Annotated in this window: 11 protein-coding genes and 1 pseudogene; 5 read left to right on the top strand and 7 right to left on the bottom strand. The window is 51.2% G+C overall.

Annotated elements, in window-relative coordinates; genetic code table 11:
- Positions 1–178: 178 nt before the first annotated feature.
- Positions 179–637, top strand: coding sequence for an NlpC/P60 family protein (locus ACQKDS_RS07520; protein WP_399668577.1), 459 nt, complete (start codon positions 179–181; stop codon positions 635–637).
- Between the two features lie 534 nt (positions 638–1171).
- Complete coding sequence (locus tag ACQKDS_RS07525; protein WP_399668574.1) at positions 1172–2758, top strand: toxin; 1587 nt, start codon at positions 1172–1174, stop codon at positions 2756–2758.
- A 28-nt stretch (positions 2759–2786) separates the two neighbouring features.
- Here ACQKDS_RS07525 and ACQKDS_RS07530 read toward each other — a convergent pair.
- Positions 2787–2943, bottom strand: a pseudogene (locus ACQKDS_RS07530) (IS200/IS605 family transposase); the annotation flags it as partial.
- Between the two features lie 51 nt (positions 2944–2994).
- Here ACQKDS_RS07530 and ACQKDS_RS07535 point away from each other — a divergent pair.
- From ACQKDS_RS07535 to ACQKDS_RS07545, 3 genes are all read left to right on the top strand, one after another.
- A complete protein-coding gene (locus ACQKDS_RS07535; protein ID WP_399668572.1) occupies positions 2995–4008 on the top strand; it encodes a lipoate--protein ligase A in 1014 nt (337 codons plus the stop codon).
- Positions 4009–4435: 427 nt separating this feature from the next.
- Complete coding sequence (locus tag ACQKDS_RS07540) at positions 4436–5170, top strand: EAL domain-containing protein (RefSeq protein ID WP_399668569.1); 735 nt, start codon at positions 4436–4438, stop codon at positions 5168–5170.
- A 251-nt stretch (positions 5171–5421) separates the two neighbouring features.
- Entirely contained in the window at positions 5422–6864 is a 1443-nt protein-coding gene (locus ACQKDS_RS07545; RefSeq protein WP_399668566.1) for a protein adenylyltransferase SelO, read from the top strand.
- Between the two features lie 90 nt (positions 6865–6954).
- Here the strand turns inward: ACQKDS_RS07545 and ACQKDS_RS07550 are convergent, their stop codons facing one another.
- From ACQKDS_RS07550 to hemP, 6 genes are all read right to left on the bottom strand, one after another.
- Complete coding sequence (locus tag ACQKDS_RS07550) at positions 6955–7743, bottom strand: heme ABC transporter ATP-binding protein (protein ID WP_399668563.1); 789 nt, start codon at positions 7741–7743, stop codon at positions 6955–6957.
- Positions 7736–8740 (bottom strand): FecCD family ABC transporter permease, encoded by a 1005-nt coding sequence (locus ACQKDS_RS07555; protein ID WP_399668560.1) that lies wholly within the window; start codon positions 8738–8740, stop codon positions 7736–7738. Before ACQKDS_RS07555 ends, ACQKDS_RS07550 begins: the two co-directional genes overlap by 8 nt.
- Positions 8740–9570 (bottom strand): hemin ABC transporter substrate-binding protein, encoded by an 831-nt coding sequence (locus tag ACQKDS_RS07560; RefSeq protein ID WP_399668557.1) that lies wholly within the window; start codon positions 9568–9570, stop codon positions 8740–8742. Before ACQKDS_RS07560 ends, ACQKDS_RS07555 begins: the two co-directional genes overlap by 1 nt.
- Positions 9567–10601, bottom strand: coding sequence for a hemin-degrading factor (locus ACQKDS_RS07565; protein WP_399668554.1), 1035 nt, complete (start codon positions 10599–10601; stop codon positions 9567–9569). Before ACQKDS_RS07565 ends, ACQKDS_RS07560 begins: the two co-directional genes overlap by 4 nt.
- A gap of 64 nt (positions 10602–10665) precedes the next feature.
- Positions 10666–12738, bottom strand: coding sequence for a TonB-dependent hemoglobin/transferrin/lactoferrin family receptor (locus ACQKDS_RS07570; RefSeq protein ID WP_399668551.1), 2073 nt, complete (start codon positions 12736–12738; stop codon positions 10666–10668).
- Between the two features lie 96 nt (positions 12739–12834).
- A complete protein-coding gene (hemP, locus tag ACQKDS_RS07575) occupies positions 12835–13020 on the bottom strand; it encodes a hemin uptake protein HemP (protein WP_399668548.1) in 186 nt (61 codons plus the stop codon).
- Between the last annotated feature and the right edge of the window lie 171 nt (positions 13021–13191).

Here is a 13191-nt window from a genome sequence, read left to right on the forward strand (position 1 = left end):
TGCGGCGGCCAAGCCCCTGTCGATGAGATAAGGGGGCAAAACAACCTATAGAAAATGCCCGTTCGCTATTAACGTCACGACATGCTTTCACCATGCTTGCCTTTTTCCTCTCTGTGGGGATAAATTACCTGCAACAGCATAAACATGCAGCGACATATACAATAAAGGGATAGGAAGGATGCGCACACTATTCTTGTTGGTCAGCCTGGTTTTGGTTGGTTGCAGTAGTCACGCCCCTCCGCCTAGCGGAAAGCTGGCAGACTCTATCGTGGTTGTGGCGCAATTAAATGAACAGCTTCGTCAATGGCACGGTACGCCATACCGTTATGGCGGATTGGATCGCGGCGGTGTCGATTGTTCTGGCTTCGTATACCGTACTTTCCGCGATCGCTTCGACATGCAATTGCCGCGTTCAACGGAAGATCAAACCGAGTTAGGGGCGAAAGTGTCCCGCGATGAGTTATTGCCCGGGGATTTGGTATTTTTTAAAACCGGAGCGGGCGGTAGTGGCCTACACGTTGGCATTTATGACACCAACGATCAATTTATTCATGCATCAACCAGCCGCGGCGTGATCCGTTCTTCTCTCAATAATGTCTATTGGAAAAAGGTGTATTGGCAAGCGCGGCGTATTTAATCACGTGCCCTTTTAGGTAAGCTAACCTGTTGTTTTCGATATAATGGCAGCATGTTATTTTAGTGATGGGCAGCATATAGAGTACTTGAGCGTTCTCCATGAATGGTGCAGTCAAAAAAGGTCGCGAAAGCGGCCTTTTTTAGTCGTATTGATTTAATATCCCTCTGTTTTTCGATTAAATAATGTAGTCGTTGGAGTATATATTCTGCTGTGCACGGACTGTACAATAGCTTAACGGTAGCGTGATAATGATAAGCCGTGAAAATAATATAATTACAGTGGATTATGATGAAAGTTACTCCGCCCCGTTATTACTGTGCGACAGACCTCATTATATGCGGATCTTCTTCGCCACTGGTCATGTTAAGGAAACTCAAAAAGAGGCGATTGAGTTTCCTAATCATAAAAGATATTTTCACCAGAATAAGCATTTGCTGTACTACACTTTATCGCGAGCTTTGCGGTGAAAATTAGCAATGACTCATAACCAATAAGTTTCCCGTATAATAATTACCATTGAGAATGGAGATAGTGATGAAACTGAAATCCGTGATTAACCCATTCAGTGCCGCCCTACTGACAGCCACAATTTGTACGCAGGCAATTGCTACACAGCCTGAGATTAGCGCCTATTACCTCTCTGGCCCTGCAGCGCCCGTAGGAGAAAAATCTTGGTATGCTAGTCTGGATAATTTGGAGAAGATGACTGATAGCATTGAAAATAATAAATCCCCCTTTAATTTATTGGTTATTTCATTTGTCCAACCTTCATTAGTGAAATATGAGCCAAACTCACTGGCTAATACGGGGTTATTTGGTTACGTCTATGATACAAAGGCCCAATCAAAAAATTTAGCCAAGAATGAACAAGCAAAAACAGATTTTGTACGTCTGAAAAATATTATCGGTCGATTAAAAAATAATAAAATTGACGTCTATATTGCTGTAGGTGGTTGGAATTTCAGCTGTGCCCCAGAGATTTATGATGCCACTACGGGCAAAGTTGATGCCTGTGGCAACGAAAAAGATGCAGTGTATGACACTTTCCCGAATCCAATGGCTGCTAGTCAAATCCCGCGTTCAGAATTTGAGAGTAAAATTATCGGCGCTGAGGCGGATAAGGCTTATCACGCGTTGGTCAGTCTGGCTAAAGATCTGGGGGCAACAGGGATTGACGTTGATTATGAAGAATTCTGGCACGCGGATATCAATGCCAAACAGTGGAAACTGACACCCGATACGATTGGAAACGCCCCCGAACATAATTTCGAGAACCTCACTACTGCCCAGTTAATGGACAAAGGGGGGATCGGTAGTGGCGGAGGTGACAATGTTTACGATGACAATATGAAGATCGTAGCAGGTGCTGAAAAACTCCCTCGCGCAATGCCATTTACGATTGATAAATTCAACGCTATCTTGAAGTCGATTTATAAAGCTGCTGATGAGATTGCCCCTGAGCTTAAAATCAGTACCGCAGCCCCTGCCGTGGGTGGCCTGCCCAATATGGCCGCCAACTACGGCACTGTAGCCACTAATGCAGATGTCTATGGTGGAGCGTGGTGGGGAGGCAATTTGTATGGTCTGATCTATAACACCGCGCTACTGTATCCTGAGAGTATTGATCGCCTGAATCACATTGGTGTGATGTCATATGACCTTGATGAAAAGGATTGCGGTAGTGATTCTGAAATCCCTTGCGACCTGCCAGGTCAAGTTGGTTTCTACATGGGGCAATATCAGAATTGGCTGAAATCCGTTAACAAAACGGCCTCTCATCATACGCTGGTCAAAGGCGCTAAAAACTGGGCCGCAGCTTCTATTCAGCCACAGCGTTTACTTATCAAACCACCGATCACTGTGGGCTTTGAAGTCGGAAAGCCGGCGACCGGTAATCTGACTCTGACTCATGCAGATCTGAACGCGATTGTTGATCAAACGGTTAAATACAGCCCCACAGGCATCATTATGTGGGATCTGTTTAAAGATCTACGCCATGATGGTGGAAACTGGCAGCCAGATTGGGCAACACCTAATGATGTGTTAACAACGGTTTGCGAAAAAATGGGTCTGCAAGGTGCAGAGTACAACTGTGCAAGCAGTGTTCCAGGGAAAAAATAAGGTTCTGTTGCTTAACGGTGACAAGCCATCAAAAGAGGCGCTGTTGATAATTTATCAGGTGCGCCGTAAAACCCCCGTCCTTCAGGGCGGGGATATAAGGCGCGTTTTTCCGACTAACTTGGTGTTTGCTGCTGCTCGATGTATTGCTGGATGAGCGATATTGGCGCACCACCGCAACTACTTGCCCGTTGTTTTCGATATAATGGCAGCCTGTTATTTTTTCAGTGGTGTCTACCATGTCTGATTTACGTCTCTTGATTTCCGACTCGTACGATCCTTGGTTCAATCTGGCGGTAGAAGAATGTATCTTCCGCGAGATGAACGCACAAAAAATTCTGTTCTTGTGGCGCAACGCAGAAACGGTGGTGATCGGCCAGTCGCAGAATCCGTGGAAAGAGTGCAACACGCGGCGTATGGAACAGGATGGTATCCGGCTGGCGCGGCGCAGTAGCGGAGGTGGGGCAGTGTTTCACGATTTGGGCAATACGTGTTTTACCTTTATGGCGGGGAAACCGGGTTACGACAAAACGGTATCGACCGGAATCATTTTGCATGCGTTATCGACATTAGGGATCAACGCAAGCGCCTCAGGCCGTAATGATCTGGTGATCGACACCGCCGACGGTATACGCAAAATATCGGGTTCGGCCTACCGCGAAACCCAAGATCGCGGTTTCCATCACGGTACGCTGTTGCTCAATGCCGATCTCAACCGCTTGGCGGATTATCTCAATCCCGATCCGAAAAAGCTGCAAGCGAAAGGCATCACTTCCGTGCGTTCACGCGTTGCCAATTTGGCGGAATACGTACCGGGCCTGACCCATCAGCAGGTATGCGAGGCTATCGCTCAGGCCTTTTTTGACTATTACGGCAGTAGTGTGCAACCGGAAGTGATTTCCCCAGATGTCTTACCTGATTTGACGCATTTTGCAGAACAGTTTGAAAAACAAAGCAGCTGGCAATGGAATTTCGGTAAAGCGCCCGCGTTTAGCCATTTACTCAACACGCGTTTTGTCTGGGGCGGCGTGGACATCTTCTTTGATGTCGAGCACGGGGCCATTAGCCGGGCACAAATTTTCACCGATAGTCTGCACCCGGCACCGTTACAACAATTGGCAACGTTGTTGGTTGGCTGCGGGTATCGTAGCGAAGCCGTCACGGCCTGCTGCCAACGCGTTATTGCGGGTTATCCTGAGCAGTCGGCGGAACTGACCGAGTTAGCCCAGTGGCTGAATGACGTCATTAAATGACCATTGCTGTCGATCTCAATAATTAACCGCGCGTTTTTATTGAATTCAATCGCGGGAATAAACAGAGAAATAGGGGTGTAATCAGATGACACCCCTTTCCTATTGAGCGAATGAAAAATAATACTCGGTTAGGGATCGCTGATGATACGTAGTTTTTTTCTACAAAAACAACAACGCTAAGTTAAATTAATAGCATAGTTATATTACTTAAGTTAAATGCTTAGCATAAAAACGGTTTTATGAATGAGTCTACTTTAAGTAATCTTATTTATTGATACCAAAAGATTCGCGTAGGGTTTCAATCCATCAATTAAAACCCTTTTCTATAGGTAATTGCATTGATAATCCCGATTAATATCGCAGGTATTGATCGGTAAAATATATTGATATACGATGAGATGCTCGCCATTTGCCCTCTGGCATTAAAATGAAAATTCAATTTGAAGCTGACTTTATTAGTCGCTATGTTTTCCAACCGATTTATTCAATGGATGGTCGGTTGTTAGCGTTAGAAATCTTAAGCCGTTTCAATAGCCTTGATGGTGATCTGGTTATGCCGATCGAAATCGGCATTCATTTACTCGACCCGTTACAAAAGATTGAGTTATTTAATGAACAATTGCTGTTAGTGGAACAGTATGCGTTGTGGTTTGTTGAGCATCAGGTGTTATTGAGTATCCCCATCGAAGAGGATGTAGTGGATGGCATCCTAAGTGATGCAGTTTTACGGCAACGTTTACGGCAATTACCTTTTATTGTGTTAGGCATCAGTGAAGCGTTTACTCAGCTTTCCGCTGGAAAAAATAATAAAAAAATCAGTCGACTGAGTGAAGTGTTTACCTTATGGCTGAACAATTTCGGTTCCGGTAAGGCGACGTTGAATGGGTTATACGACGGTTTGTTTGACTACGTAAAAATAGATAAACATTTTTACTGGCGGCTGTTTGCACAACAGGGGCATGACGTCATGTTCGATTCGTTATTGAAGAATATTAATTTACTCTGTCGAGGGGTGATCGTTACCGGAATAGAGAATAGATTGTATTTGAATAAACTACGTTACGCTGGCATTTATGGTCTGCAAGGGGGGATATGGCCCAGTATTAATGTGGATAATTTGGACGTACTGTGCGCTGTACCGGATGAATTTAAAAAATATTAATAATTGCTATACCCAAGATAATTCGAGTTGCTTGTAGGCAGCAACTGAATGAGTCCCTGGGAGAATAGCCAATATGAGACTAGGTGAAAGAAGGCAGCTAACACTCAAGCAACTTGAAGTATGAAGGGTATATAAGCGCCGATTCTTTTTGCCGCCGTTAGTCGCCGAGTGTGCAGACGGCGGCTTTTCCCTGCATTTCATCCGTGTTAATCAGTACGTTCTGGCTCTACACTACGATGAACGGAGGGCCTATGCCGCAGTTCGAAAATGCCTATCACCAGCAATTGCCTGGTTTTTATACTGAATTATCCCCAACGCCGCTGGAAGGTGCGCGTTTGCTGTATCACAGCGAACCACTGGCGCGTGAGCTTGGGCTGGATGAAAGCCTGTTTACGCCGGAAAATACGCCGATATGGGCGGGGGAGCGTCTGCTCCCGGGGATGCGCCCGCTGGCGCAGGTCTACAGCGGCCATCAGTTTGGCGTCTGGGCGGGGCAGTTAGGCGACGGCCGCGGCCTGTTGCTTGGCGAACAGCGCTTGCCGGATGGCCGCAGTATGGATTGGCACCTCAAAGGTGCGGGATTGACGCCGTATTCCCGCATGGGGGACGGCCGTGCTGTGTTGCGTTCGGTCGTGCGTGAGTTTTTGGCTTCGGAAGCCATGCATCATCTGGGGATCGCGACCACACGCGCGCTGACGATTGTCACCAGTGAACAACCGGTGTTTCGTGAACAGCCGGAGCGGGGAGCGATGTTACTTCGGGTGGCGGAAAGCCATGTGCGTTTCGGTCACTTCGAACATTACTATTACCGTCATCAGCCCGAGCAAGTTCAGCAACTTGCAGACTTTGTTATCGACCGGCACTGGCCACAATGGAACGATGTGGCTGATAAATATGAGCGGTGGTTTACCGATGTGGTCGAGCGTACCGCGCATCTTATCGCCGCTTGGCAGACCGTCGGTTTCGCTCACGGTGTAATGAATACTGACAACATGTCGATCCTGGGGATCACCATGGATTATGGGCCCTACGGATTTTTAGATGATTATCAGCCGGGATATATCTGCAATCATTCGGATCATCAAGGGCGTTATGCCTTCGACAATCAACCGGCGGTAGCACTGTGGAATCTGCATCGTTTGGCGCAGAGCTTATCGGGTTTAATGACCACTGAGCAGTTGACGTCCGCTTTGGCTGCCTATGAACCGGCGCTGATGCGTGCCTTCGGCGACAAAATGCGCGCCAAACTCGGGTTCTTTACTCAGGCCAAGGAGGACAACGATCTGCTCACTGGTCTACTGGGGTTAATGACTGCAGAGGGGCGCGACTATACCCGAACCTTTAGGCTGTTGAGTGAGGTTGAACAGCAACAAGCGCAATCGCCCTTGCGCGATGAGTTTATTAACCGTGATGCGTTTGACCAGTGGTATCAGCAATACCGTCAACGTTTACAGCAAGAGCAGATCAGTGACGCGCAGCGACAGCAGGCGATGAAGGCGGTAAACCCTAAGCTGATCTTGCGTAATTATCTGGCGCAGGAAGCGATAGAAGCTGCTGAGCAGGACGATATTAGTAAGTTGACGCGGTTGCATCAGGCGCTATTGAAACCGTTTGACGACGATCCGCGCTACGATGATTTAGCCGCGCTGCCGCCAGACTGGGGCAAGCATTTGGCGATATCCTGCTCAAGCTGAACGATAGCGGCGCTTCTCCCTCAGCGCCGTTAGCATCGTGTTACTGTTTGGCAGGCTAGGCGATCTAGAAACGCCATGAGAGTCGCGTCGCTATTGGCGTAAAAACACCTGCGGCAAGTCGGCGGTTTCTGGGTGGGGCATAACGGCTAAGTCTGCCTGATACCATCGGGTGAGGATCTCTGTTTGCAATACCTCAGCGGGAGTGCCGCTCGCCACCAGACACCCTTGATGCATCAGTAAAATACGGTCAGCATACAGCGCGGCCAGATTAAGATCGTGTAATACACAACATACCGCCAGCGGTTGTTGGCGGGTGAGTGAACGCAACAAGCGCAAGGTATGTTGCTGGTGGTACAGATCGAGCGCAGAAGTGGGTTCATCAAGAAATAGCCAACGCGGTGCAGGATCAGGTTGCCACAGCTGTGCCAATACCCGAGCCAACTGGACGCGTTGCTGTTCGCCGCCGGACAGTTGGCGATAATCACGCGATGCCAGACTGAGGCAATCGGTCTGTTGCATCACCTGTTGTAATGCTTGCTGTAAATCACGTTTGCCATGCGGTGCTCGACCCATGGCGATCACCTCTTCGACGCTGAATGGAAACGCCAAGTGACTGTGTTGTCGCATTACCGCCCGCACTTTGGCTAATTGCAGCGCTTCCCACTGTTCCAATGGACGCTCGAGCAATCGACATTCGCCGTAGGCAGGGGATAAGTAGCCGGTTAGCAGCCGAAGCAAGGTCGATTTACCGGCACCGTTTGGCCCGATAATCGCCACTAACTCACCGCTGGTGAGCGTCATTGAAACGTCATGGATGATGCGACGCGAACCGAGGGTGTAACGAAGTTGTTGTGCCGTCAGACGGGCGCGCTTATCCATCGCTGCGCTCCCGCTGGCGCATCACCAGCCACAAAAAATACGGTCCGCCAAGTAGGCTGGTCATCAGGCCAACCGGCATTTCGGCTGGGGCAACCCAGGTTCGGGCCAACGTATCACCGATCAGCAACAGACAGGCGCCCCCCAGCGCGGAGGCAGGTAAGAGCCAGCGGTGGTCGCCACCGAGGCGCATACGCACCAGATGCGGCACCACCAGGCCAATAAAGCCAATCACGCCGCTAACCGCCACCGCGGCACCGACCAGCAACGCGCAGAGCAATAACAGTTGCAGTTTGCTGCGCTGAACGTTTATCCCCAGATAATGCGCCTCTTCATCACCCAGCTGTAACACATTGAGGCGGTGAGCCTGCAACAATGTTAGCAAGGCGGCAGGCAGGATCAGAGAGGCGCTGATGAGCAGCGTCGGCCATTGCGATTGGTTGAGGCTTCCCATCATCCACAGTGAAAACTGGCGCAGTTGCTGATCGCTACTGAGATACGACAGGACGCCGATGGCTGCCATACACAACGCATTGATCGCGATACCGGCGAGCAATAAACGCGACAGGCTGGCGTGCCCACGGCGGCTGATGGCATAAATCAGTATTGAGATTAACAGGCTGCCGATGAATGCAGCCAGCATTTGACCGTAGAGCGCGATGACGGTGGGTAAGGTCAACGGTAACACGATGGTCAGTGCAACGCACAGTGCTCCGCCGCTGCTGATGCCCAGCAAGCTGGGATCCGCCAGTGGGTTACGGAATAACCCTTGCATCACGGCGCCGGAAACCGCCAGTGCGCAACCAATAATCACCGCCAATAGCACGCGCGGTAAACGAATATTGAACCAGATGTGCCAGGCGGTATCGCTAAAGGGTTGTTGCCATAGCGTGCGAAACGACAGCGTCAAGGCACCGTAATTGGCGGCGACGACGACCAACAAGGCTAACACCAGCAACAGACCTCCCATTGCCAGCCGGGGTGAGGTGCGGGAAAACATCACAACTGCTCCGCGGCATGGCGCAGTTTAGCCAGCGCGGCTGGCGTTTGTAGGCCAAAACCTAATAGCGCCATATCATCGACGATCAGCAACCGACGATGTTTACCCGCCGGTGTGAGGGCGATGCCGGGGAGTTCCCACAGCTGTTTTACCCCGCCGAGGGTTTGTACGCCGCTGGTGGTAACCAACAGCAGGTCAGGCGCACTGGCAATCACGCCCTCTTGCGACAGTGGACGATAATGGTTAAACCCCTGCATGGCATTCGTCAGCCCGGCTGCCCGGATCACCGCATCCGCGGCGGTATGCTGGCCGGCGGCCATCGGCGTCATCCCGCCGTGGCTCATCACAAACAGAACCTTAACCGGCAGTGGCTGCGTGTTGACGGCCGCAATTTGCTGGCGATAGCGTTCGGCTAATTGTTGCCCCACCGCGGTACGATTTAGCGCGGCGGCCACGGCGGCGATTTTATCCGGCACCGCTTCCAGGGTGGTATCCGCAGGGATGCGCACCACGTTCACCTTACTCGCTGCTAACTGTTTGAATACCAACGCAGGTTGAGCGAGTTCGCTGCTCAAGACCAGCGTCGGCTTAAGCGCTAAAATGCCTTCTGCGTTGAGTTGACGCATATAGCCGACGTCTGGCAGATTTTTAACGGTGGACGGATACAGGCTGGTACTGTCGCGAGCGACCAACCGATCGCCTGCGCCGAGTGCAGCGACGATTTCGCTAACGTCGCCACCAATGGAAATAATACGTTCCGCCGCCGTGGCACTGCACATCAGCAATAACGCGGTACACAGCGCCAGACCACGGGTGAGGACTGTATTCATGCGGCAATGTCCTTGCTGGGGAGCGCGGCAATCTGTTCACGCCATTGGCTTTGCTCAGGCTGGCCTTCGGTGCGTTGGCCGTACAGCTGCGCGATTTGCGTACCGTCGGCCGCGAACAGTTCAAGACTGGTGACCATACCGTCTTTAGTCGGTTTTTTGGTCACCCAGCTTTCAGCAATCGCCCCTTGGATCAGATGCAGAGTAAAGTGGCGATTGAAAATGTTCACCCAGCCGTCCTGCGGCATCAGGCGCTCAATGTGCCCGGTAAATATTTGTACGCAACCGCGATTACCCACGAAAATCATGATTTCGGTTTGCGCCTGCTGCGCCGCATGGAGGATTTGCGTCAACGCGCGGTTATCCACGGGATAAGCTAAATCATCGCCAACGGCGCGGAATGCCTGTTGACGCGTCAGTTGATGGCGGCTTAACAATTGGAAGAACTGATGCACATCCGTCATGGCACGCCATTGACGATCAATCTCTTGATGGTTCGGCGCACCGGCGGCGGTTTTTAGTTCTGCCGCCTGTAACGTAAGAGCGGGGCTGTCATCGCTGTGGTGGCGTTCAACCAGACTCATCCAAGCGACAAGATCGGTTTCATCGGTGGTATAGACTTTATGCAGCGCCTCGCCTTGATGGTCGAAAAATTGAATACTGTGGCGAACACCGCGCTTGTTCGTTTCGCTGAGGGCGAAAGCCGTAGCCCAATGATTGAGGAATAACCGCAGATCCAGCGCGCGCGGGTTGAGGATTAGCCCGGCATGGCCATTTAAGTGTTGATTCTGATAACGACCGCATTGTTCATGTACGGCGTACGGATTACGCGTGATGGACTTCGTGACGCCCACCTGTTCAAGTTCGCTCAGCAGTGTGCGGGCATCGCCCCCCAGACGGCGCGCATCATGGCCGACGCGCGCGTGGGTGAGTTCTGCTTCGCTGACGCCAAGCAGTTCCGCCAGCTCGCGAGCATATTTACCGGGGTTAGCCACTTTAGCCTGCTGGTAGTCGTTATAGAGCGTATTGTTCATTCATTTTCTCCTGACGAGACGAAGTTAGCGGTGCGGCGGGCTGACCCACCGGCCAATCAATCCATTACCACTGATAACTCACTAACAATTTGGCGTTACGGCCATCCTGCGGAATACCCTGCGGTGAGTAATATTCTTTGTCGAAGGCATTACCGAGCACCACGGTGGTGGTTAATCCTTGCAGTTCGGCGCGGCCTTTATAGCTTAGATAGAAATCATTGACGCCGTAGCCAGCCTGCTGCGCCGTGCCGCTTGGCAAGTGGGTGGCACGCTGCACGAAGGTCGCAATCCAACCGGTAGAAAGCCCGGTATCTGCGATCGGGAAATCGAATACGCTGGTGACGGTGTCAGGATTGATGCTGGCGATCCACTCTCCGGTAGTTGCATCTTTGCCGCGCGTGCGGTTGTAGGCCATATCCCAGCTAAACCAAGCGGTTTTGTAACTGAGGTTGGCATCCCAGCCCCAGATCTTGGCGCGATCGATATTGGTGGAGTAAGTGGTGCAACTGATGCAGTACGGTCCGGTTGGCCCTCTGCCAAGGTTCATGGTGACGCCAGTAGAAATGTAATCTTTGGCTTGGGTATCGAAGTAACTGGCCTTAAATTGCAGGCTGTCATCGGCCAATAACAGATCGTCAAAGCGCAGGCCAAACCCATATTCTTGTGTGGCGTTAGTTTCTGGTTTCAGATTTGGATTGGGCACCCAGTAATTGGTGATCGTCGTCGGTCCCATGGGAATCGAGAAATGTTTAGCGTCGTTATACATTTCACCCATGGTCGGAGCGCGAAACGCCTGCGCATACGAACCGAACAGCATGAGCCAGTCGGTCGGCGTAATGCTGAGCGCGCCGCGTGAAGACCATTTATCCGCGTTGACATCGGCATAGCCGTCGCTTTGGCCTTGATAATCGTCATAGCGTGTTCCTGCTAAAATCGATACCGGCAGATCGCGCAGGGTGATTTCGTCTTGGAGCCAAACGGAGGTAAAGTTAATTTTTGCCTGCGGGAAGCTTTCGGTAGCGCCGCCCGGCGTTTGTTCTTGCTTATAGGCTTCAGTACCGTAGGTAAATAAATGCGCGGCTGGGCTGTCGCTAAACAAACGGGTGCGGTTTTCCAGTTTGGCACCGCGCGTCGTTTGTTTACGGGCTTCATCGTCGCGGCCGCTCTGATGGGCATTAATGTTGACGTCGGAGTAATACAGCTTGGCTTCGGCGTCCAGCCAGTGCTGACCCACAGGTTTCAGTTTATAGCTCAGTTGAGCGTCTCGCTGAATAGTCGAACGATTGGTCAATGGGTTGCTGGCAGAGGTGGCCGATTCTTGCGGATTCTTCGGTTCTTGGGCGCGGTTGTTGTAATAACGAAGGTTAGCGCTCAGCGACTGATTTTCGTCAAGGGTCCAACGACCTTTGGCCAACATATTGTTGATGTTTTCGTCATTGGGCGCGTTGAACCCATTCCCCTGACGGATATTGCCTACGTCGCGGGAACCAAACGACAGCACACCATCTAGGTTGTCGCTGCGGCCATAGGCGCTGGCACCCATGCCGAAGCTATGATTGCCGCTGGCGGCGTGGCCAAACACCCGGAAACCGCTGTTATGGCCAGGTAGCAGTAAATCGGCGGCGTCAACGGTTTCATAAGATACCACGCCGCCTAATGCGCCACTGCCATACAGCAGAGCGGCGGGGCCGCGCACCACTTCAATGCGTTTTACCAAACCTGGATCGAGGAACGTACCATTGATGTGGCCGGTATCGGTGCCTTGCCGGATACCATCCACCAGGATTAAAACGCCGCGGCGATCGTAACCGCGCATGACGATATCTTGACCATTGCTGCGACCGGTCCCGGTGACGGTGATACCCGGGACTTTGCGTAACATTTCTGCGGCGGTGGTCGCAGTCTGGCTTTCCGGGCTATGCCCCTCGATCACGGTGACCATCATCGGCGCTTCGAAACTGCTGCGTTGATTGCCCGTGGCGACAACCGTCAAGGTGTCGTCTTTGTTTGTGGCGTGTTTTGCAGCCGTAGTGCTTGAGGAAACGGTGGTGTTGGCAAAAGCCACCGCAGGCAGCGCGCAGGCAACAGCCAGGCTTAAAGTAGAAAAATGCAGCCGGGTGGAAAAGGTAAGCGGCATGGGGCAACTCTCCGTATGCTGTTAAACATATCAATAGATTTGCTGGCTGCCTGGATCACAGGAATCGGGGTGGCTCGCATTGAGAAATCGTTCGATTTATTTGGTTAGGATCAGTTTTCCTGCTTTGGTCTGGCGTAACTGATAACGTTGACCCTGATGCGTAATAATGGCCACGCCCTCTGTGCCCAGCAGTTGACGACTGTCATAGCTGGGCAACGTTAGGCGTGTTTGGGCATCGTTTTCCGTACTGGTTGGCGTGGGGCGAACGTTCAGTGTTTCCATAGTGTTATGCCTGAAAAACAAAATATTAAATGGTAATTAATATCAAATTGATAATCATTATCATGTGAACATTGCGTTACATCAAGGAAAATTTTCTTACAATCAAAAACCGGTGGGTGGTGTCATGCCATTGGCGAGGGCGGCGATCAGACCGCCGGCAAAAGATCGGGG

It is taken from the genome of Serratia sp. NPDC078593 (genome assembly GCF_050268245.1).
Lineage (GTDB): Bacteria > Pseudomonadota > Gammaproteobacteria > Enterobacterales > Enterobacteriaceae > JBNNGK01.